Source organism: Pseudomonas sp. StFLB209, from assembly GCF_000829415.1.
Taxonomy (GTDB): domain Bacteria; phylum Pseudomonadota; class Gammaproteobacteria; order Pseudomonadales; family Pseudomonadaceae; genus Aquipseudomonas.
The window spans coordinates 6,173,622-6,198,615 of record NZ_AP014637.1 but is presented as its reverse complement, the minus strand read 5'-3'; the positions used below and the strand labels follow the sequence as shown (position 1 = coordinate 6,198,615).

At 60.7% G+C, this 24,994-nt stretch carries 23 protein-coding genes; 13 read left to right on the top strand and 10 right to left on the bottom strand.

What is annotated here, in order from left to right; translation table 11 throughout:
- Window positions 1–361 precede the first annotated feature (361 nt).
- The 6 genes from fadB to PSCI_RS27490 all read left to right on the top strand — a co-directional run bounded on the left by fadB (window position 362) and on the right by PSCI_RS27490 (window position 7,685).
- Window positions 362–2,527, top strand: a complete 2,166-nt coding sequence (fadB, locus tag PSCI_RS27515) for a fatty acid oxidation complex subunit alpha FadB (RefSeq protein ID WP_045493315.1) — start codon at window positions 362–364, stop codon at window positions 2,525–2,527.
- Window positions 2,528–2,533: 6 nt separating this feature from the next.
- A complete protein-coding gene (gene fadA / locus PSCI_RS27510; RefSeq protein ID WP_045493312.1) occupies window positions 2,534–3,709 on the top strand; it encodes an acetyl-CoA C-acyltransferase FadA in 1,176 nt (391 codons plus the stop codon).
- Window positions 3,710–3,809: 100 nt separating this feature from the next.
- The gene (locus PSCI_RS27505) at window positions 3,810–4,046 is read left to right on the top strand and encodes a DUF1653 domain-containing protein (RefSeq protein WP_045493310.1); all 237 of its coding nucleotides are present in this window, start codon (window positions 3,810–3,812) and stop codon (window positions 4,044–4,046) included.
- 115 nt (window positions 4,047–4,161) lie between these two features.
- Entirely contained in the window at window positions 4,162–6,774 is a 2,613-nt protein-coding gene (gene topA, locus PSCI_RS27500) for a type I DNA topoisomerase (RefSeq protein WP_045493307.1), read from the top strand.
- 79 nt (window positions 6,775–6,853) lie between these two features.
- Window positions 6,854–7,381 (top strand): DUF6586 family protein, encoded by a 528-nt coding sequence (locus PSCI_RS27495; RefSeq protein WP_045493305.1) that lies wholly within the window; start codon window positions 6,854–6,856, stop codon window positions 7,379–7,381.
- 67 nt (window positions 7,382–7,448) lie between these two features.
- Entirely contained in the window at window positions 7,449–7,685 is a 237-nt protein-coding gene (locus PSCI_RS27490) for a hypothetical protein (protein ID WP_045493302.1), read from the top strand.
- Between the two features lie 14 nt (window positions 7,686–7,699).
- Here the strand turns inward: PSCI_RS27490 and sulA are convergent, their stop codons facing one another.
- Together sulA and lexA are read right to left on the bottom strand one after the other, a co-directional pair.
- A complete protein-coding gene (sulA, locus tag PSCI_RS27485; RefSeq protein WP_045493299.1) occupies window positions 7,700–8,170 on the bottom strand; it encodes an SOS-induced cell division inhibitor SulA in 471 nt (156 codons plus the stop codon).
- 11 nt (window positions 8,171–8,181) lie between these two features.
- Window positions 8,182–8,793 carry a transcriptional repressor LexA gene (gene lexA / locus PSCI_RS27480; protein WP_045493296.1) on the bottom strand — a complete coding sequence of 204 codons (612 nt, stop codon included), beginning with the start codon at window positions 8,791–8,793 and terminating at the stop codon, window positions 8,182–8,184.
- Between the two features lie 229 nt (window positions 8,794–9,022).
- Between lexA and PSCI_RS27475 the strand changes: the two genes are divergently transcribed.
- Together PSCI_RS27475 and nagZ are read left to right on the top strand one after the other, a co-directional pair.
- Window positions 9,023–9,742 (top strand): TetR/AcrR family transcriptional regulator, encoded by a 720-nt coding sequence (locus PSCI_RS27475; RefSeq protein WP_045493293.1) that lies wholly within the window; start codon window positions 9,023–9,025, stop codon window positions 9,740–9,742.
- 83 nt (window positions 9,743–9,825) lie between these two features.
- Window positions 9,826–10,821, top strand: a complete 996-nt coding sequence (nagZ, locus tag PSCI_RS27470) for a beta-N-acetylhexosaminidase (protein WP_173426727.1) — start codon at window positions 9,826–9,828, stop codon at window positions 10,819–10,821.
- A gap of 87 nt (window positions 10,822–10,908) precedes the next feature.
- Here the strand turns inward: nagZ and pssA are convergent, their stop codons facing one another.
- Window positions 10,909–12,252: a CDP-diacylglycerol--serine O-phosphatidyltransferase gene (gene pssA / locus PSCI_RS27465; protein WP_045493288.1), complete on the bottom strand. Its 1,344-nt coding sequence runs from the start codon at window positions 12,250–12,252 to the stop codon at window positions 10,909–10,911.
- A 152-nt stretch (window positions 12,253–12,404) separates the two neighbouring features.
- Complete coding sequence (locus PSCI_RS27460) at window positions 12,405–13,538, bottom strand: glycerophosphodiester phosphodiesterase (RefSeq protein ID WP_045493285.1); 1,134 nt, start codon at window positions 13,536–13,538, stop codon at window positions 12,405–12,407.
- 169 nt (window positions 13,539–13,707) lie between these two features.
- Between PSCI_RS27460 and PSCI_RS27455 the strand changes: the two genes are divergently transcribed.
- Both PSCI_RS27455 and PSCI_RS27450 read left to right on the top strand, forming a co-directional pair.
- The gene (locus PSCI_RS27455) at window positions 13,708–14,970 is read left to right on the top strand and encodes a GGDEF domain-containing protein (RefSeq protein WP_045493282.1); all 1,263 of its coding nucleotides are present in this window, start codon (window positions 13,708–13,710) and stop codon (window positions 14,968–14,970) included.
- Window positions 14,971–15,042: 72 nt separating this feature from the next.
- Window positions 15,043–15,978, top strand: coding sequence for a 2-hydroxyacid dehydrogenase (locus PSCI_RS27450; RefSeq protein ID WP_045493279.1), 936 nt, complete (start codon window positions 15,043–15,045; stop codon window positions 15,976–15,978).
- A gap of 50 nt (window positions 15,979–16,028) precedes the next feature.
- On the opposite strand, the gene PSCI_RS27445 is transcribed toward PSCI_RS27450, so the two are convergent.
- The 3 genes from PSCI_RS27445 to PSCI_RS27435 all read right to left on the bottom strand — a co-directional run bounded on the left by PSCI_RS27445 (window position 16,029) and on the right by PSCI_RS27435 (window position 18,887).
- On the bottom strand, window positions 16,029–17,450 hold the full coding sequence (locus tag PSCI_RS27445; protein ID WP_045493276.1) for a short-chain fatty acid transporter: 1,422 nt from the start codon (window positions 17,448–17,450) through the stop codon (window positions 16,029–16,031).
- A gap of 66 nt (window positions 17,451–17,516) precedes the next feature.
- Window positions 17,517–18,173 carry a CoA transferase subunit B gene (locus PSCI_RS27440; protein ID WP_045493274.1) on the bottom strand — a complete coding sequence of 219 codons (657 nt, stop codon included), beginning with the start codon at window positions 18,171–18,173 and terminating at the stop codon, window positions 17,517–17,519.
- A gap of 15 nt (window positions 18,174–18,188) precedes the next feature.
- Window positions 18,189–18,887, bottom strand: a complete 699-nt coding sequence (locus tag PSCI_RS27435) for a CoA transferase subunit A (RefSeq protein WP_045493272.1) — start codon at window positions 18,885–18,887, stop codon at window positions 18,189–18,191.
- A gap of 150 nt (window positions 18,888–19,037) precedes the next feature.
- Here PSCI_RS27435 and PSCI_RS27430 point away from each other — a divergent pair, with 150 nt between their 5' ends.
- The 3 genes from PSCI_RS27430 (at window position 19,038) to PSCI_RS27420 (ending at window position 21,032) form a co-directional block, all read left to right on the top strand.
- On the top strand, window positions 19,038–19,928 hold the full coding sequence (locus PSCI_RS27430; protein ID WP_045493270.1) for a LysR family transcriptional regulator: 891 nt from the start codon (window positions 19,038–19,040) through the stop codon (window positions 19,926–19,928).
- 87 nt (window positions 19,929–20,015) lie between these two features.
- On the top strand, window positions 20,016–20,291 hold the full coding sequence (locus PSCI_RS27425; RefSeq protein ID WP_045493267.1) for a hypothetical protein: 276 nt from the start codon (window positions 20,016–20,018) through the stop codon (window positions 20,289–20,291).
- Between the two features lie 138 nt (window positions 20,292–20,429).
- A complete protein-coding gene (locus PSCI_RS27420) occupies window positions 20,430–21,032 on the top strand; it encodes a LysE family translocator (protein WP_045493264.1) in 603 nt (200 codons plus the stop codon).
- Window positions 21,033–21,682: 650 nt separating this feature from the next.
- Here PSCI_RS27420 and ssuE read toward each other — a convergent pair.
- The 3 genes from ssuE to PSCI_RS27405 form a co-directional block, all read right to left on the bottom strand.
- Window positions 21,683–22,264, bottom strand: a complete 582-nt coding sequence (ssuE, locus tag PSCI_RS27415; RefSeq protein ID WP_045493261.1) for an NADPH-dependent FMN reductase — start codon at window positions 22,262–22,264, stop codon at window positions 21,683–21,685.
- 196 nt (window positions 22,265–22,460) lie between these two features.
- Window positions 22,461–23,549 carry a polysaccharide biosynthesis/export family protein gene (locus PSCI_RS27410; RefSeq protein ID WP_045493258.1) on the bottom strand — a complete coding sequence of 363 codons (1,089 nt, stop codon included), beginning with the start codon at window positions 23,547–23,549 and terminating at the stop codon, window positions 22,461–22,463.
- A gap of 39 nt (window positions 23,550–23,588) precedes the next feature.
- Window positions 23,589–24,992 carry an undecaprenyl-phosphate glucose phosphotransferase gene (locus tag PSCI_RS27405; RefSeq protein ID WP_045493255.1) on the bottom strand — a complete coding sequence of 468 codons (1,404 nt, stop codon included), beginning with the start codon at window positions 24,990–24,992 and terminating at the stop codon, window positions 23,589–23,591.
- Between the last annotated feature and the right edge of the window lie 2 nt (window positions 24,993–24,994).

Genomic DNA, 24,994 nt, shown 5'->3' with positions numbered 1-24,994 from the left:
CGGTGCACGGGCAAGGGATGAACTTTGACCCATACTTCGTCGCGCCGCTCCTCGAACAGGGGAATGCGACTGGCAGCGACTATTCTGTTTTCCAGGCAAGGCTGGCATCTGGCCGAAGCACGGTATTGATGACCGGGGCGGCGAATTGACAATTAACCGGTTTTGCATGAAGGTGTGCGTACCCAAGTCAAACGGGCGTATGAATTGAGCGTTTGGTGTCAGACGGCTCTTACAGAATTCGGACTGCCACGTCGGCGGTGAGCCTGTGATCTGGTGTGTTCATTGACGGCGACGTCGTGGTCTCGTCGGGCTGTAAGGCCCGGTGTGTATTGTTCAGCTTCCATATCGTGGAGATCAGTTGATGATTTACGAAGGTAAAGCCATCACGGTTACGGCTCTTGAAGGTGGCATCGTCGAATTGAATTTCGATCTCAAGGGTGAGTCCGTCAACAAGTTCAATCGCCTTACCCTCGACGAGTTGCGTCAGGTGGTCGATACCCTCAAGGCCGATGCGTCGGTCACCGGGGTGATCGTCACCAGCGGTAAGGATGTCTTCATTGTCGGCGCCGATATCACCGAGTTCGTCGACAATTTCCAGTTGCCCGACGCCGAGCTGATCGCCGGCAACCTGCAGGCCAACCGGATCTTCAGCGACTTTGAAGACCTGGGTGTGCCGACTGTGGCCGCGATCAATGGCATTGCACTGGGCGGTGGCCTGGAAATGTGCCTGGCGGCCGACTACCGAGTCATGGCCAGCGGTGCCAAAGTCGGCCTGCCGGAAGTCAAGCTGGGCATCTACCCCGGGTTTGGCGGCACAGTGCGCCTGCCACGTCTGATCGGTGCCGACAACGCCATCGAATGGATTGCTTCGGGTAAGGAAAACACCGCCGAAGATGCGCTGAAAGTCGGTGCAGTCGATGCCGTGGTCGAGGCCGACAAGCTCCGCGCAGCGGCGCTGGATCTGATCAGGCGCGCGATCAGCGGCGAGTTCGATTACAAGGCCAGGCGCCAGCCCAAGCTCGAAAAGCTCAAGCTCAATGCGATCGAGCAGATGATGGCCTTCGAGACAGCCAAGGGCTTTGTCGCCGGTCAAGCCGGCCCTAACTACCCGGCGCCGGTCGAAGCGATCAAGACCATTCAGAAAGCTGCCAGTTTCGGTCGTGACAAGGCACTTGAAGTCGAGGCCGCAGGCTTCGTCAAAATGGCCAAGACCTCTGCCGCGCAGAGCCTGATTGGCCTGTTCCTTAACGATCAGGAGCTCAAGCGCAAGGCCAAGGCCTATGATGCGCAAGCCCGCGAGGTCAAGCAGGCGGCGGTGCTGGGCGCGGGCATCATGGGAGGCGGCATCGCCTACCAGTCAGCAGTCAAAGGCACGCCGATCCTGATGAAGGACATCCGCGAAGAGGCCATCCAGCTGGGTCTCAACGAAGCGTCCAAGCTGCTTGGTAACCGGGTCGAGAAAGGCCGCCTGACGCCGGCAAAAATGGCCGAAGCGCTCAATGCCATTCGTCCGACCCTGTCTTACGGCGACTTCGGCCACGTCGATCTGGTGGTCGAAGCTGTGGTGGAGAATCCCAAGGTCAAGCAGGCGGTGCTGGCTGAGGTGGAAGAACAGGTTGGCGAAAACACCATCCTGGCGTCGAACACCTCGACCATCTCCATCAACCTGTTGGCCAAGGCGCTCAAACGCCCGGAAAACTTCGTCGGCATGCACTTCTTCAACCCGGTGCACATGATGCCGCTGGTGGAAGTGATCCGTGGCGAGAAGTCCAGCGAACAAGCCGTGGCAACCACCGTTGCCTATGCCAAGAAAATGGGCAAGAACCCGATTGTGGTCAATGACTGCCCGGGCTTTTTGGTCAACCGGGTGCTGTTTCCGTATTTTGGCGGTTTTGCCCGGCTGGTCAGTGCCGGTGTCGACTTCGTGCGCATTGACAAGATCATGGAAAAATTCGGCTGGCCGATGGGCCCGGCGTACCTGATGGACGTGGTCGGTATCGACACCGGCCACCATGGTCGCGACGTGATGGCTGAAGGCTTCCCGGATCGGATGAAAGACGACCGCCGCTCGGCTATCGATGTCCTGTATGACGCCAAGCGTCTTGGGCAGAAGAACGGCAAGGGTTTCTACGCGTATGAAACCGACAAGAAGGGCAAGCCGAAGAAGGTCACCGACCCTGAGGTGCTCGACGTGCTCAAGCCGATTGTCTACGAGCAGCGCGAGCTGAGCGATGAGGACATCATCAACTGGATGATGATCCCGCTGTGCCTGGAGACTGTCCGCTGCCTTGAAGACGGTATCGTCGAGACGGCCGCCGAGGCTGACATGGGGCTGATCTACGGCATTGGCTTCCCTCCGTTCCGTGGTGGGGCACTGCGTTACATCGATTCGATTGGCGTAGCTGAATTCGTGGCCCTGGCTGACCGCTATGCCGAACTGGGCGCCCTGTATGAACCGACCGCGAAACTGCGTGAGATGGCCCGTACCGGCCAGCGTTTCTTCGGTCAAGCGCCAGTCAAGGAGTAACAACCCATGAGTCTGAATCCAAGAGATGTGGTGATCGTCGACTTCGCGCGCACACCCATGGGCCGCTCCAAGGGCGGCATGCACCGCAATACCCGCGCCGAGGACATGTCGGCGCACCTGATCAGCAAGCTGCTGGAGCGTAACGACAAGGTCGATCCTGCAGAAGTCGAAGACGTGATCTGGGGCTGCGTCAACCAGACCCTGGAGCAGGGCTGGAACATCGCCCGCATGGCCTCGCTGCTGACCCAGATTCCGCATACCTCGGCAGCCCAGACGGTCAGCCGTCTGTGCGGCTCGTCGATGAGCGCGCTGCACACGGCCGCCCAGGCAATCATGACCGGCAACGGTGATGTTTTCGTGGTCGGCGGTGTCGAGCACATGGGCCATGTGGGGATGATGCACGGTGTGGACCCTAACCCGCACCTGTCGCTCTATGCTGCCAAGGCTTCGGGGATGATGGGGCTGACTGCCGAGTTGCTGGGCAAGATGCATGGCATCAGCCGCGAGCAGCAGGATGCATTCGCCCTGCGCTCTCACCAACTGGCCCACAAGGCCACTGTGGAGGGGCGTTTCAAGGACGAGATCATTCCGATGCAGGGCTATGACGAAGACGGTTTCCTCAAGGTGTTTGCTCAGGATGAAACCATTCGTCCCGAGACCACTCTGGAAGGCCTGGCAGCCTTGAAGCCAGCCTTCAACCCCAAGGGCGGCACCGTGACCGCCGGTACCAGTTCGCAGATTACTGACGGCGCGTCATGCATGATCGTAATGTCTGCCCAGCGTGCCAAAGACCTGGGGCTGGAGCCGTTGGCGGTGATCCGTTCGATGGCGGTGGCCGGCGTAGACCCCGCGATCATGGGCTACGGACCTGTACCTGCGACGCAGAAGGCGCTCAAGCGTGCCGGCCTGTCGATTGCTGATATCGACTTCTTCGAGCTCAACGAAGCGTTCGCGGCGCAGGCGCTGCCGGTGCTCAAGGACCTGAAAGTGCTCGACAAGATGAACGAGAAGGTTAACCTGCATGGCGGCGCGATTGCTTTGGGTCACCCGTTCGGTTGTTCCGGTGCGCGGATCTCGGGCACCTTGCTCAACGTCATGAAACAAAATGGCGGCCGCTTGGGTGTGGCAACCATGTGTATTGGTCTGGGTCAGGGTATTTCCACCGTCTTCGAGCGGGTCTGATTCATCCTGATTGCATTGGCCGGGGCCTTGTGCCCCGGCTTTTGCGTTTTATCGACGGCATTTTTTTCAAAATATGTAATTTTTTTCCGGGGATTACCGCATGCACTTGCAACCAGGACTTTATCGTCATTACAAAGGGCCGCAGTACCGCGTTTTCAGCGTCGCGCGGCACTCTGAGACCGAAGAGTACGTGGTCTTTTATCAAGCGCTGTACGGGGACTACGGTATGTGGGTAAGACCTCTGACAATGTTTCAGGAAACTGTCGAGGTTGACGGCGAGCGCGTGCCGCGCTTTGCTTTGGTCCAGGCCGAAGAAAGTCTTTTTTCCAGGCCGTGAGGCGCAACGCTACCATTGGCGCGGCTTGACCTCACTCTGTAGCCACTATATATAGCGATGCCTTTACAGGCTCGCGTCTGTCTTTCATTTATCGTATTCAGGAATTTTCTGATCCATGGGCAAATCGCTGGTCATCGTGGAATCCCCGGCTAAGGCCAAGACCATCAACAAGTATTTGGGCAACCAGTACGTGGTGAAGTCGAGTATCGGCCATATCCGTGACCTGCCCACCAGCGGTTCGGCCAGTGCCTCCAAGGAGCCTGCTGCCAAGCGTGGCAAGGCGGTTGCCGGCGATGCTCCGGCGCTGAGCCCCAAGGAAAAGGCCCGTCGCCAGCTGGTGGCGCGAATGGGCGTTGATCCCGATCAGGGCTGGAAAGCCAAGTACGAGATTCTGCCGGGCAAGGAAAAGGTCATCGAAGAGCTGCGCAAGCTGGCCAAGGATGCCGACACCATTTACCTGGCAACGGACTTGGACCGCGAAGGGGAAGCCATTGCCTGGCACCTGCGCGAGGCCATCGGTGGTGATGATGAGCGCTACAAGCGCGTGGTGTTCAACGAGATCACCAAAAAAGCCATCCAGGAAGCCTTCTCCGAGCCTGGCGAACTGGATATCGCCCGGGTCAATGCCCAGCAGGCGCGTCGCTTTCTCGACCGTGTCGTTGGTTACATGGTTTCGCCGCTGCTCTGGGCCAAGGTTGCTCGCGGCCTGTCGGCCGGTCGGGTCCAGTCGGTAGCGGTCAAACTGGTGGTTGAGCGTGAGCGCGAAATCCGCGCCTTCAACCCGGAAGAGTATTGGGAAGTGCATGCCGACCTGGGCACCGCCAAGGGCGCCAAAGTGCGCTTTGAGGTGGCCCGCGAGAACGGCGAGGCTTTCAAACCGCTTAACGAAGCCCAGGCCATGGCGGCACTGGAGAAGCTCAAGGCCTCCAGCTACAGCATTGCCAAGCGCGAAGACAAGCCGACCAGCAGCAAGCCTTCTGCGCCATTCATCACCTCGACCCTGCAGCAGGCTGCCAGCAACCGCCTGGGCTTCGGCGTGAAGAAGACCATGATGATGGCCCAGCGTCTTTACGAAGCGGGCTACATCACCTATATGCGTACCGACTCGACCAACCTGTCGGCCGATGCGGTGAGCATGGCGCGCAGCTACATCGAGAGCGAGTTCGGCAAGAAATACCTGCCTGATGCGCCGAATGTCTACAGCAGCAAGGAAGGCGCCCAGGAGGCGCACGAAGCGATCCGTCCTTCGGACGTCAACACCCACCCCAGCAAGCTGTCGGGCATGGAGCGTGACGCCGAGCGCCTGTATGAGCTGATCTGGCGCCAGTTCGTGGCCTGCCAGATGCCACCGGCGCAATACCTGTCGACCACTGTCAGCGTGACTGCCGGTAGCTTCGAGCTGCGGGCCAAGGGGCGTATTCTCAAGTTCGACGGTTACACCAAGGTCTTGCCGCAGATCGCCAAGCCGGGTGACGACGGTGTGCTGCCTGACATGGGTGAGGGCGAGAAGCTCGACTTGCTGGGTATCGACCCCAGCCAGCACTTTACCAAGCCGCCAGCGCGCTTCTCTGAAGCCAGCCTGGTCAAGGAGATGGAAAAGCGCGGTATCGGTCGTCCATCGACTTATGCGGCGATCATCTCGACCATTCAGGATCGCGGCTATGTGACCCTGCACAACCGGCGTTTCTATTCCGAAAAGATGGGCGATATCGTCACCGAGCGCCTGAGCGAAAGCTTTTCCAATCTGATGGACTACGGCTTTACCGCCGGTATGGAAGAGAATCTCGACGACGTTGCCCAGGGTGAGCGGGACTGGAAAAACGTGCTGGACGAGTTCTACGAGGACTTCCAGACCAAGCTGAAAGTCGCCGAGGCGCCTGAGGGCGGCATGCGTGCCAACCAGCCGGTGATGACTGATATCCCTTGCAAGACTTGTGGCCGCCCGATGCAGATCCGCACTGCGTCCACCGGCGTGTTTCTTGGCTGTTCGGGCTACAGCCTGCCGCCTAAGGAACGCTGCAAGGCAACCGTCAACCTGACGCCGGGCGACGAGATTGCCGATGACGATGAGGGTGAATCGGAGTCGCGGGTACTGCGCGGCAAGCACCGTTGCCCGATCTGCAGCACGGCGATGGATGCCTACCTGCTCGATGAAAAGCACAAGTTGCACATTTGCGGTAACAACCCAGATTGCACCGGCTATGAAATCGAAGAGGGCACTTACCGGATCAAGGGCTACGAAGGCCCGAGCCTGGAATGCGACAAGTGCGGCAGTGAAATGCAGCTCAAGACCGGTCGCTTCGGCAAGTTTTTCGGTTGCACCAACGCCGAGTGCAAGAACACCCGCAAGCTGCTCAAGAGCGGCGAGGCGGCGCCGCCGAAGATGGACCCGGTGAAGATGCCGGAGCTCAAGTGCGAGAAGGTCGACGACACCTACATCTTGCGCGACGGTGCTTCAGGTCTGTTCCTGGCTGCCAGCCAGTTCCCGAAAAATCGCGAAACCCGTGCGCCATTGGTGCTGGAACTGGTGCCGCATAAACAGGAAATCGATCCGAAGTATCATTTCCTGTGTGATGCGCCGGTCAAGGACCCTGATGGCCGCCCGGCGGTTGTGCGCTACAGCCGCAAGACCAAGGAGCAGTATGTCCAGACCGAAGTGGACGGCAAGCCGACTGGCTGGCGCGCGTTCCACGATGGCAACGCCTGGAAGGTCGAAGACAAGCGTTGATCGAAATCCCCTTGCCAGCCAGGCAAGGGGGTTTTTGCTTTGATCGGTTTTTCGCCAACGCTGCAAGGGAGGTTTTGACATGGCCCAAGAACTTTACACCCGCACCAACCAGAAGATTTTCTTCGCCGGCCTGGCTCTGGAAACCCTGGGCAAGGCTGAGCAAGGCCAGGCCATGAATGCCCAGGCGCAGATCCAGGCTGGCCGTGAAACTGTGTTGTTTCATCTGTACGGCGCTTTGCTGGGCCTGTGTCACGAGATCGCCGGTTACTACCGCCTGCCGCAAGCCGGGGCACCACGCGCCGAACTGTTGCTGGCGCCTGAGGTGCTGGAAAGCGTTGCCATCCCTGAGCTGGGCGAGTTGATCGAGCTGGCGCAGAACCGGCATACCTGGCTGGGTCAATTGTTGGTGGCCTATGCAGCGTTGTTCGAGCCGCCACGTGCGCCGGTCAAGCCCAAGGGCGATGTCACCCAGCCGATCATCCAGGCAGTGAATCTGGATGATGAGCCAGAGCCGGAGCAGGGCTTGACCCGTGACGAGCTGGAAAGCTGGCGGCAATCGATCAAGTCACTGGCGGTGCGTTTTCGCCAGGGGATGAACGAGTTCTGATACAAGCTTGATGTACGCATCAGTGCAGGCTGTTACACTGCCCGCCTTTCGCGGAGTATTTGTACTGATGCCTACCTCTTTTCTTGAAATTGTCGAGCTTCCTGACGGCCGTATCGAGCTGCGTCGTGCCGAGGATGAGGGCTCGCTGGTCACTCTGAACTTTTCGGAGGACGCCAAGGTGTTTCTGCAAGGTCAGCACGTTGAAGTCGCCAAAGCCATGTTGAGCGTCGGCGTGCAGATGGCCGGCCGTCTGGCCGAAGGTGTGCTGGAAAAAGAAGAAGACGGACCCCGGGTTCTGCATTGAGGCCCGTCGGGCGATCAGCCCAATCGGATATTCAGGCTTTGCGCTTCACCGATACGGGCCGCAGCCGTCAGCTGTTGCCGTGCAGCTGCGCTGAGGGGATTGAGCCAGCTCACCACTGTGTGACTGCGCCCCAGCCGTAATGCCTCGCGAGCAAGTGCCAGAGCGGTTTGTGTGCCGCGGGGCTGCAGAATCAGGATTCTCTCCCGGTTCAGGCCCGCCTCACGTAGCCATGCCTGGGTCAGGCTGGCAGGCGGAGCGATCAGGCTGAGCCAGCGTGGATCCTGCTCCTCACTCAAATCTCTAAGAATTGGCGCCAGCAGGCTCAGGCAGCTTCCGGCCGCTCCACGCAATGACACTTCGCTGAACACCTGCGGTGCCGTCTCCCGGAATGCCTGGGGCAGCTCCTGCAGGGAAGGGGCGATGGGCTGGGCCAGGAATGCTTCGAACAGTGGTAATTGGGTGTGAGGGGCCGGATGAAACTGCATGGTGTTCTCCCTTAGCGGCGCAGCACGCCGACGCTCAAGCCTTCGATGACCAGTTCCTGCTCCTTGAGATCGACCTCGATAGGCGCGAACTCAGGGTTTTCAGCAATCAGCCAGACCTTGTTGCCTTCGCGTTTGAAGCGCTTGACTGTGACTTCGTCACCGATCCGGGCTACCACGATCTGCCCGTTGCGTGCTTCGCGAGTGGTGTGTACTGCCAGCAGGTCGCCGTCGAGGATGCCGACGTCCTTCATGCTCATGCCGTGGACGCGCAACAGGTAGTCGGCGCTTGGATGAAAGAAGGTCGGGTTGATGTTGCATGACTCCTCGATGTGCTGCTGGGCGAGGATCGGTGCGCCGGCGGCAACCCTGCCGATGATGGGCAGGCTGCTGTCGTCGGCCTGGCGGGCTTCGAAACCTGGGATGCGGATGCCTCGCGAGGCGCCCGGCGTCATCTCGATGGCGCCTTTGCGGGCCAGGGCCTTGAGGTGTTCTTCAGCGGCATTCGGTGATTTGAAGCCGAGCTTCTGGGCTATCTCCGCCCGGGTTGGCGGGTAGCCGTTGTCTTCGAGGCAACGTTTGATGAAGTCCAGGATTTCGGCCTGGCGGGGCGTCAGTTTGATCATGTCGTGCGCTCTGTCTTTTTGTACAGTGACTGGGATTATATACAGTGAAGGCGGCTTGGCAATCATGCTTTTGAATCTTTGTGCCGAACGGCCAGGCGCATGGCTGGATGGATCGCTCGTCGGCGTGGCTTGAATGCGTGACTGTTCAGCCACAAAATGAACCGCCCGCTTGACAAACCGCCTGCCTGAAACGTATGTTTCAAACGATTGTTTTGTCAGGCAGAGAGCCATGGCCCAGTCGGAAACCGTAGAACGTATTCTTGATGCTGCCGAACAGTTGTTCGCCGAGAAGGGCTTCGCCGAGACGTCCTTGCGCCTGATCACCAGCAAGGCGTCGGTCAACCTCGCAGCGGTCAATTATCATTTCGGCTCCAAAAAAGCCTTGATCCAGGCAGTGTTCTCGCGCTTTCTCGGGCCGTTCTGCGCGAGCCTTGAGCGTGAGCTGGAGCGCCGTCAGGCCCAGCCGGAGCACAAGCCTGACCTTGAGGAACTGCTGGGTATCCTGGTCGAGCAGGCCATGGCGGTGCAGCCGCGCAGCGGTAACGACCTGTCGATCTTCATGCGCCTGCTTGGCCTGGCGTTCAGCCAGAGCCAGGGGCATCTGCGGCGTTACCTTGAAGACATGTACGGCAAGGTGTTTCGCCGGTATATGGTGCTGGTCAATGAGGCCGCGCCATGCATTCCACCGATCGAGCTGTTCTGGCGCGTTCACTTCATGCTCGGTGCTGCGGCATTCAGCATGTCGGGCATCAAGGCGCTGCGGGCCATTTCCGAGAATGACTTCGGCATCAATACCTCGATCGAGCAGGTCATGCGCCTGATGGTGCCGTTTCTGGCGGCCGGCATGCGTGCGCAAACCGGCGTCACTGATCCGCAGATGATCGCCGCCCAGCTCAGGCCGCGCAGCAAGGTCGCTGCGGTAACCAACACCGCCGCGGTCAAGGCCTGAGTACGGCTGCGTTGCACCGGGCTGCAGGATCAAGCACCATGCCGGCTTGATCCAAGGTAATGGTGTTTTCTATGAGTTCTGGCCTGCAAGGCTCCTTGATGGTCGATGTCGCCGGTACCTGGCTGACTGCTGAAGACCGTCATCTACTGCGCCAACCGCAAATCGGTGGCCTGATTGTTTTTGCCCGCAATATCGAGCATCCACGCCAGGTTCGTGAACTGAGTGCGTCGATTCGCGCTGTGCGTCCGGACCTGCTGCTGGCGGTGGATCAGGAAGGCGGACGCGTTCAGCGTCTGCGTCAAGGGTTCGTGCGTCTGCCGGCCATGCGCGCCATTTCTGCCTGTCCGGATGCCGAGGCGCTGGCAGCCCATTGCGGCTGGCTGATGGCGACCGAGGTGCTGGCGGTGGGCCTGGACCTGAGCTTCGCCCCCGTTCTTGACCTGGATCATGAGCGCAGTGCGGTGGTCGGCACCCGCTCGTTCGAAGGTGATCCGGAACGTGCCGCGCAACTGGCAGGTGCCTTCATCCGGGGTATGAATGAAGCCGGTATGGCGGCGACCGGCAAGCATTTTCCGGGGCATGGCTGGGCTGAGGCGGACTCGCACGTCGCGATCCCCAACGATGAACGCAGCCTGGACAGTATCCGTGCCCAGGACCTGGTGCCTTTTGCCCGCCTGAGCCAGAAATTGGCCGCGGTGATGCCCGCCCATGTGATTTATCCGCAGGTCGACAACCAGCCGGCGGGCTTTTCCCGGCGCTGGCTGCAAGATATTCTGCGCGGTGAGCTGGGCTTCGATGGGGTGATTTTCAGTGATGACCTGTCGATGGCTGGCGCCCATGTGGTGGGCGACGCTGCCAGCCGGATCGAAGCGGCGCTGAGCGCCGGTTGTGACATGGGGCTGGTGTGCAACGATCGCGCCAGCGCTGAACTTGCCCTGAGCGCCGCGCAGCGCCTCAAGGTCAAGCCCTCGCCCCGGCTGGCGCGCATGCGTGGCCAGAGCCATGCCAGCACCGACTACCGCAGCCAGCCACGCTGGCTGCAAGCGCTACAGGCGCTGCGTAGCGCAGGGCTGCTGTAGGAGCGGCTTCAGCCGCGATGCCCGGCACCGTTTTTCGCGGCTAAAGCCGCTCTTGCAGAGTGCGTCGGGCAAGTCGTACCGGGTTCTTTAGAGAATCCGGTACAGCAACCGCTCGATCTTCACCCGGCTGACCCGGCGCAGGAACTTGTGCACGCCTTCGGGATACTCGGCCAGGGTCTGCAATTGCTCGAAATTGTCGACCCGCCGGGTATGTTGCATCAGGCTGGCCAGCTCGGCTGCGCGCGGGTCGAGCCATTGCCCCTTGGGGTCATCGATCAGCAGGCCGTTTTCAAGATCCAGATTGAACGCACGTGGGTTGAGGTTGTTGCCGGTCAGCAGGGTATAACGTTGATCGACCCACATGCCCTTGAGGTGGTAGGTGTTGTCGCCATGCTTCCACAGGTGCAGATTCAGCCGCCCCCGGGCGATTGCCGTCTGGTGCTTGCGGGCAAAACGGCGCAGGCTGATTTCGTAAAGATAGGGCAGGGCAGAGATCACCTTGAACGGCTCTTCAGGTGCAATGAAGAAGTCGTTGGCGGTCTTGTCGCCGACGATGATGTCGACCACCACGCCACGCTTGAGTGCGCGGTTGATTTCACGGGTCACAGCGACCGGCAGATTGAAGTACGGCGTGCAGATGGTCAGCTGGCTCTGGCTGCTGGCGATCAGATCGCAGATGGTGCGGTTCAGGCGGTTGCGCGGGCCGACACCCAATAGCGGGATGACGCGCATTTCGCCATTTTCCAGGCTGCCTGCATCGGTGTTGTAGCTGGCGCGTTTGAGCTGGCTGCGCAAGGCGCGGATCTCACCGCGCAGGCTCTTTGAGCTGGGCGGTTGCGGCAGGTCCAGGCGGTGCACTGCCGGCGAGCCGATGATCTCCTGCTGTACCAGCATGACAAAACTGTCTGCCAATGGCGCGTTGTGGATCAGGTGGTAGCGGTCCAGCCGGTACTTGTCCAGCTTGTGCAGATAGACGTTATTGATGCTGGCGCCGGTGTAGAGCACCTCGTCATCGATGACGCTGCCCTTGAGGTGCAGCACGCCGAACAGCTCGCGGGTCTGCACCGGTACACCATAGACCGGAACTTCGACGTCGTATTCCAGATGCTGCGCCTGATACCAGGTGCTGTTACCCGGCTGTCGACCGGCACCGATCAGCCCGCGCTGGGCACGGAACCAGTCGACCAGGACCCGCACTTCAAGACCGGGGCGGGCGACCTTGGCCGCATACAGGGCATCGAGGATTTCCTGACCGGCTTCATCCTGTTGCAGATACAGGGCGATGATATAGATGCGCCGGGTAGCCGAGGCGATTTTCTCCAGCAGGCAACGACGATAGTCGGCGGCCGTGGGCAACAGAGTGATTGCCTGGTCTTGCAAGGCGAATCCGCACAGCGTGGCAAGGGTCGAGCGTCTGAAGGGGGACTGCATAAGCCTCTCGTTCGGTTGGCGACGACCTGCGAGCTTACACCAGGCTTGCCATGAAAAGTCGCTGGGTTAAAAAAAGCTGTGTGATGGTTGGGCAAGCCAGTGTCCACCTGCCGATTGCGGCAGGCAGACTACCCGGCCTGCGGGACAGTAACTCAATAGCCGTTGCGTTTGAGTAGGCTATCGACCGTCTCTTTGGCCGGGCGTGCGTAGAACTCCAGCAGTTGCGCCGGGCGATTGGTGAAAAAGCCATCGACGCCGGCAGCGCTGATAGCGTTGAAGTCCACAGCATTGTCCACGGTATAAGGATGAATGATCAGCCCCTTGGCGTGGGTCATGGTGTTCATCCACGGTTTGACTAGATCCATGTAGCTCTGCTCACCGCCGTCGGCCAGCCGGCTCGCAGGGCCGGTGCCGATTGCACCATTGGCCTTTGCCCAGTCGATCCAGGCGGCAAACTCGGCTTCTGATTTGACTTCCTGGCTGGCGTACCAGGCCGCTTTGTCCTTGAACCCCGAGTCTTTGAACGCCACGCTGGATTTTGGCGCGATGGCACCCTGGCCTATCCATAGCAGCAAGACCTTGGGCACCTGAGGCATTTCCTTGTGCAGCAGTTGCAGGCTGGTTTTGTCGAAGGTTTGCAGCACGACCCGGCCGGGCAACTGCGCGACGTTGACCTGACCGGGCGCAGCCGCAGGGCGCTCACGCAGCCAGCCGCGTTTCTCCAGCGCTTGCTTGAGGTCGGCTTCGATGCCGGGAAATTGCTGCGGCTGTTTGGTTTCGATGTACAGGCCGGGCTTGTTGGCGCCACCTTCGGCGATGTCGATCACCTCATCCAGAGTCAGGATCTTCAGGCCCGCATAACTGTCCCGCGCCCGCGCCGGGTAGGCCTTGTTGAACCACGAGCCGGCATCCAGTTGCTTGAGTTCAGCCAGGGTAAAGCTGCTCACCGGCTCCTGGGCACGGGCCGGGAACACCTCGGCGATGTTGGTGGTACGCACCAGGCTGTCGTCGTGCAGGGCAAGCAGGACCCCGTCCTTGCTGCGTTGCAGGTCCAGTTCCAGGTAGTCGGCACCCAGCTCGCGGGCCAGGATGAAGGCCGGCAGGGTTTCTTCGGGGGCATCAAATGAGGCGCCGCGATGGGCAATCACTGCCGGCCAGGGCAGGCCGGCCTTTTCGCTCAGCGCTTTGCCAGGGGATCCAGAAGCCATGGCGGTTGCTGACAGCAGCATGGCACCGGTCAGGGTGGTAACCGTCAGTAATCTGGTCAGCGAAGCAAATGAACTCATGCACGCGATTCCTTATCGGTAACTCGCCGTCCGTCACCCTCGCAGGCGGCTGATGGCAAAAAGCCTTTTAGTTGGGCACTATTGGACTGAAACAGAACAATATCGGCTGTCAGTCTGGGCAGCAAATGCGTCGCGGGTATGACCGTCCCACATCTGCGGGTATTTCCCTATGGTAAATATCGCCAACCAGGCACTGGAGGGATTCGTCGACAGGCTCATGGATGCGATTTGCGTAGTGGACACAGAGGGACGCTATGTCTACGTCAGCGCGGCATTCGAGCGGATTTTCGGCTATCACCCTCAGGAACTGATCGGTGCCCAGATGCTTGATCTGGTGCATCCCGATGATCGGGCGCGGACCCTTGAGGCCGCCGCCGACATCATGGCCGGCAATCCCCAGTTACACTTTGAAAATCGCTACCTGCACAAGAGCGGCCATGTCGTGCATGTGATGTGGTCGGCGTGCTGGTCGCCGGCGGACCGCCTGCGTATTGCTGTGGCCCGGGATATCACTGAACTCAAGCGCGCCGACAGCCTGCGCGCCACGCTGCTGGAAATTTCCGAGGCGGCCAATGGCAGTACCGACCTTGCCTGCCTGTTCGAGCGCATTCATAAGATCCTCGGTAATTTGCTCGGCGCTCGCTATCTGTCGATTGTCCTGTGTGAAGGCGAGCCTGCGCGTTACTCGTTTGTCTATCCCGACGATGAACCGCACGATGCTGCCCGCGCCCTGGCCACGGAGGTCTTCAGTCGCGGTCGGCCGGTGCTGCGTTGCGACCGGCTCGGCGTACCCCTGCAAACCGCCAGCGGGATTATCGGCGCGCTGCTGATCAAGGGTGAGCTTGATGCGCCGCTTTATACCCCGCGTGATCAGGACTTGTTGCAATTGGTGTCCAGCCACGTGGCCACGGCCATCGAGCGTCAGCAGCTCTATGAACGGCTGCATGCGATGGCCCGCTATGACCCGCTCACCCAACTGGCCAACCGCACCTTGCTCAACGAGCGTTTGCAGCATGCGGTGCAGCAGGCTGACCGGCACGGTGACCGGTTGGCGGTGCTGTATCTGGATCTGGACAAGTTCAAGCAGGTCAACGACACCCTCGGGCATGCGGCTGGCGACACCTTGCTGCAGGCAGTCGCCCGGCGCCTGAAAGCCTGTGTCCGGGCCATCGATACCGTTGCGCGGATCGGCGGCGACGAGTTTGTGGTGCTTCTTGAACGCATTCATGACGATGCTGACGCCGATCGGGTGGCGCAAGTCATTGATCGTGCGCTGAAGGCTCCGGTGCTGCTGGAAGGGCAGAGCTGGCGTATCTCATCAAGCATCGGCATCGCCCGCTACCCTGATGATGCCAGTGATCTGGCGCAGTTGTTCCGGCATGCAGATCAGGCGATGTATGCCGCGAAAAAGCGCAGTCGGCGTCCGGGCTAGCGATCCGTTGCTGTGCAGGCAGAGCCTCTCGGGTTACTGTCAGTGTTTTCTCTGGACCGAGGACTGATTCCCATGACGACCCTGCTGGTACTGGTCGAAAACCTCAACGAGTATCTGCCGATACTCGAAGACAGCGGTTTTCGGTTGATCCGTGCGCAGACCCCCGAGCTGCGTGCCGAGGCGATCGCCCGACATGGCGACGAAATCCAGGCCGTGGTGACCCGTGGGCCGCTGGGGCTGTTTGCCGAAGAAATGGACGCCCTGCCGAACCTGCGGATCATCTGCGTCAGCGGGGCGGGTTATGAAAAGGTCGATGTGGCGGCCGCCCAGGCCCGTGGCATCGTGGTCACCAACGGTGCCGGGGTCAATGCATCGACCGTGGCCGACCATGCCATGGCCCTGCTGTTGGCGGTGATGCGCGACATCCCCCAGGCCGATGCCTCGGTACGTCGTGGCGAGTGGCGCAAGGCGATGTGCCCTTCGCTGGCTGGCAAACGCCTGGGCATCCTTGGTCTGGGCGCAGTGGGCCTGGCCATCGCCCGGCGCGCAGCCGCCTTTGACATGTCCATCGCTTATCACAATCGGCGCGCACGCAGTGATGTGGATTATGTCTGGTATCGCTCGGTGCGCGAACTGGCCGAGGCCTCGGACGTGTTGGTTCTGGCCACGCCGGGTGGCGCCAATACCCGCCATCTGGTCGATGACGAAGTGCTCCAGGCGCTTGGCCCGCAGGGTTATCTGGTGAATATCGCCCGGGCCAGCGTGGTCGATACCCAGGAACTGCTCGGCGCCTTGCGCGAACAGCGCATCGCCGGCGCTGCGCTGGACGTATTCGATGACGAGCCGAACGTGCCGGATGCGTTCAAGAGCCTCGCCAATGTGGTGCTTACCCCCCACGTGGCGGGCCTGTCGCCAGAGGCTTCGCATGACTCTGTGCAATTGGTACGCGATAACCTGCAGGCGTTCTTTGCCGGCCAGCCGGTGTTGACCCCGGTTTCGGCAGACTGAGGGCAACACCGCATAGCCTGGAGCGTGACGCTTATCGCTTGCAACTGCCCTTAAGGCATGACCGGTGGGGTGTAGCTCAAGGTTGTGCCCAGCGCCCAGAGCAGAAACAGCACCACCGGCGCGTGCACCAGCAACTGCACGAACGAGAAGCCAATCAGCTCCCGGGCCTTGAGACCCAGTACGCCGAGCAGCGGCAGCATGTAGAACGGGTTGATCAGGTTCGGCAATGCCTCGGCGGCGTTGTAGATCTGCACCGCCCAGCCCAGGTGGTACTGCAGTTCATTGGCCACCTGCATCACGTAGGGTGCTTCGATGATCCACTTGCCGCCACCGGAGGGGATGAAGAAGCCCAGCACGGCCGAGTAGACGCCCATCAGCACCGCATAGGTATCGTGGGTGGCGATGCTGGTGAAGAACAGCGAGATATGGTGCGCCAGGGTCTGCGCATCGCTGCCTTTGACGGTGGTCATCAGCGCGGCGATCGAGCCGTACAACGGGAACTGAATCAGCACCCCGGTGGTGGTCGGCACGGCACGCGCCACCGCATCAAGGAAGCTGCGCGGGCGCCAGTGCAGCAGGGCGCCGAGCATGATGAACAGGAAGTTGTAGGTGTTCAGGCCCGAGATGGCGGTGATCGCCGGTTTGCTGCTGAACTCGTTGATCAGCCAGCCGACTCCCAGCGCCACCATCACGATGATCAGCAGCGGGCTGTATTCCAGCCACTCGCCAGGACGGGTGCGCGGCGCCAGCGGTGGCAGGTTGAAAGCCGGGTCGACGCCACAGTCCTCGGCACTGCGGGCATTGGCCGGGCCTGGCGCGGTGGCGTAGGCGACGATGATCGACAGCACGATCAGCACCAGCAGGATCACCCCGGACTGCCAGAGGAAGATGGTATCGGTAAACGGGATGACCCCGGTGATGGCCAGGATCGATGGCGGCAGGCTGCCGGGGTTGGCCTGCAATTGCGCAGCCGACGACGAGATGCCCAGCGCCCACACTGCGCCCAGGCCCAGATAGGCGGCGGCACCGGCGGCGCGGTAGTCCATTTTCAGGTCCTTGCGCCGTGCCAGTGCGCGTACCAGCAGGCCGCCGAATACCAGCGACAGGCCCCAGTTGAGCAAGGAGGCGAGCATCGAGATCAGCGCCACCCAGGCCACCGCACTGCGGCCATTGGACGGCAGGCGTGCCAGGCGGTCGATCAGACGCACCGCCGGTGGCGAGCTGGCGACCACGTAGCCGCTGATCACCACGAACGCCATTTGCAGGGTGAAGGGAATCAGGCTCCAGAAGCCATCGCCAAATGCCTTGGCGGTGTCGGCAGGCTTGGCGCCCATGCCCAGCACCGCAAGCGTGACGATCAGTACGGCCAGGGCGGCGAATACCCAGGCATCGGGAAACCAGCGCTCGGCCCAGGCCGAGCAGCGCAGGGCAAAGCGCGCGGAGCGGCTTTCCTGGAGGGAAGCGGACGACATAGCAATACCTCTTTATTGTTTTTTTGAAGGCACAACGTTCGAGGCCCCTGACGGGGCCTCGAAGATTCAGAAACGCATTTCAATCACATCGTCGGGCACGATCAGCCGGCCGGCGGTCTTGGCGACGATTTCCTCGACGCTGATGCCCGGCGCACGTTCGCGCAGGATGAAGGCACCGTTGTCGATCTCCAGATAAGCCAGGTCGGTCAGCACCCGGCGAATGCACCCGGCGCCGGTCAGCGGCAGTTCGCAACGATCCAGCAGTTTCGACTCGCCGTCCTTGGAGGCGTGGGTCATGGTGACGATGATGTTCTCGGCACCGGCGACCAGGTCCATGGCACCGCCCATGCCTTTGACCAGCTTGCCGGGGATCATCCAGGAGGCGATGTTGCCCTGCACATCGACTTCGAATGCGCCCAGCACCGTAAGGTCGACATGCCCGCCGCGAATCATCGCGAACGAGTCGGCGGAGTGGAAAATCGATGCGCCGCGGCGGGCTGTGACGGTCTGTTTGCCGGCATTGATCATGTCGGCGTCGACGGTCTGCTCGGTGGGAAACTCGCCCATGCCCAGCAGGCCGTTTTCCGATTGCAGCATCACGTCAATGCCGTCTGGTACGTAGTTGGCGACCAGGGTCGGGATGCCGATGCCCAGATTGACGTAGTAGCCGTCCTTGAGTTCGCGGGCGACCCGTTGTGCCATTTGTTCGCGGGAAAGTGCCATGGTGCAACTCCTTTCTCAGGCCTTGAGGGTGCGCTTTTCGATGCGTTTCTCGAAGCTGCCGAGGATCAGCCGGTCGACGTAGATACCCGGGGTGTGGATATGCGCCGGGTCGAGTTCGCCGGGCTCGACGATTTCTTCGACCTCCACCACCGTGATTTTCCCGGCGGTGGCCACCAGTGGGTTGAAGTTCTGCGCGGTATGCCGGTAGATCACATTGCCGAAGTGGTCGGCCTTCCAGCCTTTGACCAGGGCAAAATCACCGGTGATGGCTTCTTCAAGAATGTAATCGCGGCCGTTGAACTGACGGCTTTGCTTGCCCTCGGCCACCGGCGTGCCGAAGCCGGTGGCGGTGTAGAAGGCCGGAATCCCGGCACCGCCGGCACGCAGTTTCTCGGCCAGGGTGCCCTGCGGGGTGAGGTCGACTTCCAGCGCGCCACTGAGCAACTGTTGCTCGAACAGCGCGTTCTCACCGACGTAGGAAGAGATCATTTTGCGGATCTGCCGGTCTTCGAGCAGGATGCCCAGGCCAAACCCGTCGACCCCGCAGTTATTGGACACAACGGTCAGGCCACGGGTGCCCATGCGCTTGATCTGGGCAATCAGGTTTTCCGGTATGCCGCACAGCCCGAAGCCGCCACACAGCACGGTCATGTTGTCGGTCAGCCCTTCGAGGGCTTGCTCGTAGGTCGCCACTCGTTTGTCGAGTCCAGCCATGATGTCGGCCTCTGGTCATTGTTGTTGTCGTTGTCGCTGCAATGGACAGGCTAGTTGCTCTGCCACTGAATCGCGTTGTTGACATCTTCTGTCTTGGCGAATGATTTGTTAATTTTGTTTTTCTGATGGTTTGATAAGAAAGACAAAACAATGAACGTCAAACACCTGCGCGCCTTCGTGGCGGTTGCCGAATGCCTGAGCTTTGCCCAGGCCGGTGAGCGCCTGCACCTGTCACAACCGGCCCTGAGCCTGACGATCAAGGGGCTTGAAGAATCGCTGGGGGGGCAGTTGCTGATTCGCACCACACGCAGCGTCAACCTCACCCCGGAAGGCGAAACCCTGCTGCCGCTGGCTCGCCAGTTGCTGGCTGACTGGGACAACACCGAAGAATTGCTGCACCAGCGTTTTACCCTGCAAATGGGCAAGGTTTCATTGGCGGCGATGCCTTCGTATGCCGGCAACCGTTTGCCGGCGGCCTTGAAGGTGTTCCGCGAGCGTTACCCGCGGGTCAATATCGCGGTGCACGATGTGATCAACGAAGAGGTGCTGGAGATGGTCCGCCAGCGGCGGGTCGAACTGGGCATCGGTTTCGAGCCGGAGCCTGGCCACTCACTGCATTTCACGCCGTTCTGCGTAGACCGTTTCGTTGCCGTGGTGCCTGCCGATTCCCCCCTGGCCGGATGTGCCGAGTTGCACTGGAGTGAATTGCTCAAAGAGGACTTCATCGCCTTGCAAAGACCTTCGGCAGTGCGCCTGCTGCTGGAGCAATCGGTGGCTGCGCAGCATGGACGGCTGGCGGTGGCCTTCGAGAGTCATCAGTTGGCGACGGTGGGACGGATGGTTGCCAGTGGTCTGGGCGTTAGTGCCGTGCCGGCACTGTGTATCGAGCAGATGCACGAACTGGGCGCCTGCTGCATCCCGCTGGTAGGGCCGCGCATCGAGCGGCGCATTGGCCTGATGACCTTGGCCGATCAGCAGTTGTCGGTGGCGGCCCAGGCCCTGCGTGAGGTGTTGATCGAACAGGCATCAATGCGCCGATAGTCACTATCAGTTGCGGTGATTTCTGCTGGAAGCGGGGCGGGATTAACCTTTGTTCATTCCCGAATCGAACCTTCCAAGGAGGTCACCATGCACCGTTTTACTGCTCTTGCCCTGTTGTTCTCTGTCGCCATGATCAGCGGCTGCTCGACCCACCATGCCGTCGAGCAGCGCCCTTACAGCGCTGAAGAAACCCTGCAACTGGCGCTGGAAGACCTTAACCGTCGCGGCCTGTCGTTCGACGAATACCATGCCCGCAAGGCCCAGTTGCTGGCCAACCCGCAGCTGCAGCAAGTACGCGAGTTTGACCACAGCGCCGAAGTCAATGTTGACGCGGGCGTCGTCAGCCGGGATCGTCAGGGCTGATGCGACTCTGACAGTTCTACTGATTTTCTGATTTGCGAAAACTGTACCGGTAAAACTTTCTTCTAGCTGTCCGTGTGTTTCCAGACGCCGTCTGGGTAGGGTGAGCGACCTGTCTCACTGGTTTGCACGGATTGCCGTATGTCTTTCGATCTGCTTCTGGCATTTGCCCTGTTTGCGCTGGTCTCCTCGATCACGCCGGGCCCTAATAACATGATGCTGCTGGCCTCGGGGGTGAACTTCGGTTTGCGCCGCACGGTGCCGCATATGTTCGGTATCAGTATCGGCTTCATGGTGTTGGTGCTGGCGGTAGGCTTGGGCCTGGGCAGTGTGTTCCAGAGCTGGCCATGGTTTTATACCTTGCTGCGGTATGTCGGCGGTGCGTATCTGTTGTACCTGGCCTGGAAGATCGCGACGTCCGGGCCGGTGGGTGATAACGGGCCGTCACGCGGCGAGCCCATGACGTTTTTTGCCGCTGCGCTGTTTCAGTGGGTCAACCCCAAGGCCTGGGTGATGGCGGTGGGGGCAATCACGACCTATACGCCGATGCAGGGGTATTTCACCAATGTGTTGGTGATCACGGCGGTGTTTGGTTTGATCAACCTGCCGGGGGTGGGGATCTGGGCGGGGTTTGGCAGCCTGCTGCGCAACGTATTGCGCGACCCGCGTCGGGTGCGGGTGTTCAATGGCGTGATGGCGTTGCTGCTGGTGTTATCGTTGTATCCGCTGGTGGTGCAACACTGATCGTTTGGCGGTTTGGCGGTTTGAGTGGCGTGCATTCGCCGCAGCGGCGTTGGGTTTGAGTCACTTTTCCGCTTTTACAGCGGGTCACTTTTGTCTTGGTGGCAAGTAACCAAAACCGTTTGCTCCTGCCTTGGCCCCGCCCTTTGGCCGATTTGGCGGTCGGCGCGATGGGCGTCCTGCCCAGCGCACCTGCTCCTTATAGAAAGAGCAGCGGCTTCCCTGCCGGCTTTCCCACCAAATCGACACCTGCGTTCGGCCTGCGCCCAAGTCGCGTTCGGCGGCGTCTGTGAGATTGCATTTCAGATGATCCACGCCTGGCTTTAGCTCGTTGCTGTTGCTGTTGATCTTTGAGTCGAGATGGCACAGACGACGCCGAACGCGACGATTGGCGCTGGCCGAGCGCAGGTGTCGCAGAACCGGGTGCCAGGCATGGATGCCTGGCAAGCGCTGCTGTGCCATGGAGGGCACATCAGCGCGTACCGGTGATGGGGCGCCGGAGCGAGGGAACCCCGCCCTCAAGGGCGGGGCCAAGACCGGAGCAAGCGGTTTGGTTCCTTTGCCAAGACAAAGGAACTCGCCCAGCAGGGCGAAACCTGCAGCCCAGCCACCGCGATAAAGGATTTTCCATCGATCGAAAGAGTTCTTGTAAATCAAAGCGCCAGCTGCAAATGCGCGCCAACCGCCTTTTTGCGCGTATGCAACCGATGCTGCAAGCCGCGTAGAAAATGCTCCAGCCCTTCATGGAGTCGCCCGGTCAGCACCTCATCCAGCACGCCGCCCTCAGGCACATCGCCGTAGCTGATCTGGCTGTCGATCGCGAAGATCCCGTGCAGGACCTCCTGGGACTTGAGCGCTGACAACACCGGCTTGAGCGCGTAATCAACCGCCAGCATATGGGCAATACTGCCACCGGTCGCCAGCGGCAACACCACCTTGCCCAACAGCGCCCGCTCCGGCAACAGATCCAGCAGCGTCTTCAAGGCTCCGGCAAACGATGCCTTGTACACCGGGGTGGCAATCAACAACCCGTCCGCTTGGCGCACGGCCTCGATAAAGGCCTGCACTGGCGGGCTGTCAAAGCGCGCCCACAGTAGATCTTCAGCATTGAAGTCACGCACCCGTACGGTGGTGACATCCACGCCGTGGGCTTTGAGCCAGTTACCGGCATGTGCCAGTACCACGCCCGAACGCGAAGTAGGAGAGGGACTGCCTGAGAGTGAAACAACCAACATCGAGAGATTCCTTGCAATAAGCGTCCATACGCAAAGCAGCTTGTGTGCCAGCTTGCGAGACTCATTGCCACTGAGCTAACACAAGGCATTTCATGACCGCTGGAGGGTTGTTTGCAGGCTGGATTGGTGCTGGAGCAACACAGCAGTGTCGAAGCACTGTTGCCTCAGCAACACTTGCGCCTAACGCAATGCCCGGTCAGTTACGAAACGCCGCGCCGGTCTGCACGACACTTGCCGAGCCGAGCAACTGGCTGATGAAGCGGCTCCAGCGGGTAATGTTCGCCGGGCCTACGAACACCACATCCTGGGCCTTGAGTTCGAACTGGCGGGCCAGCAGGTACGCGGTAGGCTTCTTGGCGTTGAGGTGGTAGACCGTCGATTCGGCATTGGCCTGATTGTCCACGCCGCGAATCACATACACCGCATCACCGTCGGCGCTGTCCGGGCTCAGGCCGCCGGAGTTGCCCAAGGCTTCCAGCAAGGTCACCTGGGTGGTGCCGAATGACAGCACCTGCGGGTTGCGCACCTCACCCAGCACATAGATGCGGTTTTTCGAGTTGCTGTTCAGGTGCAGATGATCGCCGTCTTTGAGATAGATGCGCCCCAGTTGCGAGCCCTTGCGGTTGAGCGCGTCGATGTCGATCTGATAATCGGTGCCGTCACGGCGCAGGGTCAGGCTGGCCAGGTCGGCATCGCTGCTATCGATGCCTGCGGTACTGACCGCCTGCACCAGGCTCAATGGAATGTTAGTGATCGACTGTTGCCCGGGATTGCGAAACGAGCCGGACAGCAGCACCCGCTGGCTGTTGTAGCGCAGCACCTTCACATCGACCTTGACCTCGGTGTACTGCGGCGACAGGCCCATGCGCAGTTGATCGCGGATCTGCCGCACGGATCTGCCGGCTGCCTGGATACGCCCGACATACGGGAAGTACAGAGTACCGTCGCCCTGGACTTCACGGGTATTGGCATCGAGCTGGTCCTGCGAGCCCGGCGCGGTCAGTTCCGGATGTTCGAACACGGTCACCAGCAAGGTATCGCCCGGCCCCACCAGATACTCCGGGGTGGTGTAGTTCAACAGCTGCGCCGGTAGCGGCTTGCCATTGGCCAGGGCGACCTGTTGCTGCTGCGCCAGGCTCTGCGGGGTGATGTTGACCAGTCTGGCCTTGGGGCCGTCAGGGTCATCGGCTTCGACATCACTGAGGCTCATATGCTGGCCGGGGGCGAATGCGCAACCTTGCAGGAGCAGGGCAAACAGCAGTGCGGCGACGGGCGATCGATACATAGGGAGGTTTCCTTCCTGAGAATACGCGGTGGGGTGGGGTCAGAAGGCGTTCTTGTTGAGAAAGCCCTTGAACAGGGTCAGCAGGATGATTTTCAGGTCCAGCCACAGCGACCACTGCTGGATGTACTGCAGGTCGAACTCGACGCGCTTGCGCATCTTGTCCAGGGTGTCGGTTTCACCGCGCCAGCCATTGACCTGAGCCCAGCCGGTGATCCCCGGCTTGACCTTGTGGCGCAACATGTAACGGCTGACCTGCTTGCGGTATTGCTCGTTGTGCGCCACGGCGTGGGGGCGCGGCCCGACGATGGACATGTCACCGCGCAGGACGTTGAAAAACTGCGGCAGTTCATCCAGCGAAGTGCGCCGCAGAAAGCCGCCCAGCGGCGTGACACGGGCGTCATTGCGGGTTGCCTGGCGGACCTCGTCGCCGTTTTCCTGGACGGTCATGCTGCGAAATTTCCAGACCATGATCGGCCGGCCGTCCAGCCCGTAGCGGCGCTGGCGAAACAGCACCGGGCCTTTGGAGGTGAGCTTGATCGCAGCGGCGATGACCAGCAGCGGCAGCGCGATCAGCAGCAGGATCAGGCTGGCCAGGATCACGTCTTCGGCACGTTTGACCAGGCCCAGCGCTCCCTCCATGGGCGAGTCGAAAATGCTGATGGTGGGCAGGCCGTTGATGCTCTCGCTGCGCGCATGCAACAGCTCGAACGTGAACACATCCGGGATCAGGTACACCGAGACGGTGGTGTCGGACAGCCCGGTAATCAGCTCGCGCAGGTGGGGTTCGGCCTGGGTGATGTAGACCTTGTCGATGCGGCCCTGACGGGCATCAATGATCAATTGCTCAAGGTCACCCAGCACCAGCAGCCGCGAACCCTTGCTGTCGAGGTCCATCTGCTGCGGGTGGCTGTCATAGAAGCCCAGCAGTTTCAGGCCCATCCACGGCGCATCGGCAATCGAGCGGGCCAGGCTGGCACCGACCTGGCCGGTGCCGACGATGGCCACCCGGCGGGTATTGAAACCGTGTCGGCGCAAGGCGTGCAGCACTTGACGAATCAGCACCCGATAACCGCACAGGGTCGCCAGCACCAGGGCGAACCAGGTCATCTGTTGGGGCGTTGGCAATGCCTGGCCGTCGAGCAACAGGTAATCCATCGAGAGCAAGCTGACAAAGCTCAGTGACCACCAGGTGAAGACCTTGGCCAGTTCGCCGAAAATACGCTCGCCACGCCAGGATCCGTACAACTGGTGAAATTCGCTGAGCCAGTGAAAGCCCAGCACCGCCATAAGAATCTGCAGCCAGCTTTCGGTAGGCCCAAACAACGCTTGCTGCTGGTGTTGCCAATAGCCGATCAGCACGATGACCAGCAGATCCAGCAGGCGGTGGGCGACTGACAGCAGCGATTGATGGGCATGTAAGATGCCGCGAAGCGGAGTGTCCATGG

What these genes read in the sequence shown, in the direction of transcription:
- fadB (WP_045493315.1), top strand. Translation starts at nt 362, where the DNA reads ATGATTTACGAAGGTAAAGCCATCACGGTTACGGCTCTTGAAGGTGGC.
- fadA (WP_045493312.1), top strand. Translation starts at nt 2,534, where the DNA reads ATGAGTCTGAATCCAAGAGATGTGGTGATCGTCGACTTCGCGCGCACA.
- PSCI_RS27505 (WP_045493310.1), top strand. Translation starts at nt 3,810, where the DNA reads ATGCACTTGCAACCAGGACTTTATCGTCATTACAAAGGGCCGCAGTAC.
- topA (WP_045493307.1), top strand. Translation starts at nt 4,162, where the DNA reads ATGGGCAAATCGCTGGTCATCGTGGAATCCCCGGCTAAGGCCAAGACC.
- PSCI_RS27495 (WP_045493305.1), top strand. Translation starts at nt 6,854, where the DNA reads ATGGCCCAAGAACTTTACACCCGCACCAACCAGAAGATTTTCTTCGCC.
- PSCI_RS27490 (WP_045493302.1), top strand. Translation starts at nt 7,449, where the DNA reads ATGCCTACCTCTTTTCTTGAAATTGTCGAGCTTCCTGACGGCCGTATC.
- sulA (WP_045493299.1), bottom strand. Translation starts at nt 8,170, where the DNA reads ATGCAGTTTCATCCGGCCCCTCACACCCAATTACCACTGTTCGAAGCA.
- lexA (WP_045493296.1), bottom strand. Translation starts at nt 8,793, where the DNA reads ATGATCAAACTGACGCCCCGCCAGGCCGAAATCCTGGACTTCATCAAA.
- PSCI_RS27475 (WP_045493293.1), top strand. Translation starts at nt 9,023, where the DNA reads ATGGCCCAGTCGGAAACCGTAGAACGTATTCTTGATGCTGCCGAACAG.
- pssA (WP_045493288.1), bottom strand. Translation starts at nt 12,252, where the DNA reads ATGCAGTCCCCCTTCAGACGCTCGACCCTTGCCACGCTGTGCGGATTC.
- PSCI_RS27460 (WP_045493285.1), bottom strand. Translation starts at nt 13,538, where the DNA reads ATGAGTTCATTTGCTTCGCTGACCAGATTACTGACGGTTACCACCCTG.
- PSCI_RS27455 (WP_045493282.1), top strand. Translation starts at nt 13,708, where the DNA reads ATGGTAAATATCGCCAACCAGGCACTGGAGGGATTCGTCGACAGGCTC.
- PSCI_RS27450 (WP_045493279.1), top strand. Translation starts at nt 15,043, where the DNA reads ATGACGACCCTGCTGGTACTGGTCGAAAACCTCAACGAGTATCTGCCG.
- PSCI_RS27445 (WP_045493276.1), bottom strand. Translation starts at nt 17,450, where the DNA reads ATGTCGTCCGCTTCCCTCCAGGAAAGCCGCTCCGCGCGCTTTGCCCTG.
- PSCI_RS27440 (WP_045493274.1), bottom strand. Translation starts at nt 18,173, where the DNA reads ATGGCACTTTCCCGCGAACAAATGGCACAACGGGTCGCCCGCGAACTC.
- PSCI_RS27435 (WP_045493272.1), bottom strand. Translation starts at nt 18,887, where the DNA reads ATGGCTGGACTCGACAAACGAGTGGCGACCTACGAGCAAGCCCTCGAA.
- PSCI_RS27430 (WP_045493270.1), top strand. Translation starts at nt 19,038, where the DNA reads ATGAACGTCAAACACCTGCGCGCCTTCGTGGCGGTTGCCGAATGCCTG.
- PSCI_RS27425 (WP_045493267.1), top strand. Translation starts at nt 20,016, where the DNA reads ATGCACCGTTTTACTGCTCTTGCCCTGTTGTTCTCTGTCGCCATGATC.
- PSCI_RS27420 (WP_045493264.1), top strand. Translation starts at nt 20,430, where the DNA reads ATGTCTTTCGATCTGCTTCTGGCATTTGCCCTGTTTGCGCTGGTCTCC.
- ssuE (WP_045493261.1), bottom strand. Translation starts at nt 22,264, where the DNA reads ATGTTGGTTGTTTCACTCTCAGGCAGTCCCTCTCCTACTTCGCGTTCG.
- PSCI_RS27410 (WP_045493258.1), bottom strand. Translation starts at nt 23,549, where the DNA reads ATGTATCGATCGCCCGTCGCCGCACTGCTGTTTGCCCTGCTCCTGCAA.
- PSCI_RS27405 (WP_045493255.1), bottom strand. Translation starts at nt 24,992, where the DNA reads ATGGACACTCCGCTTCGCGGCATCTTACATGCCCATCAATCGCTGCTG.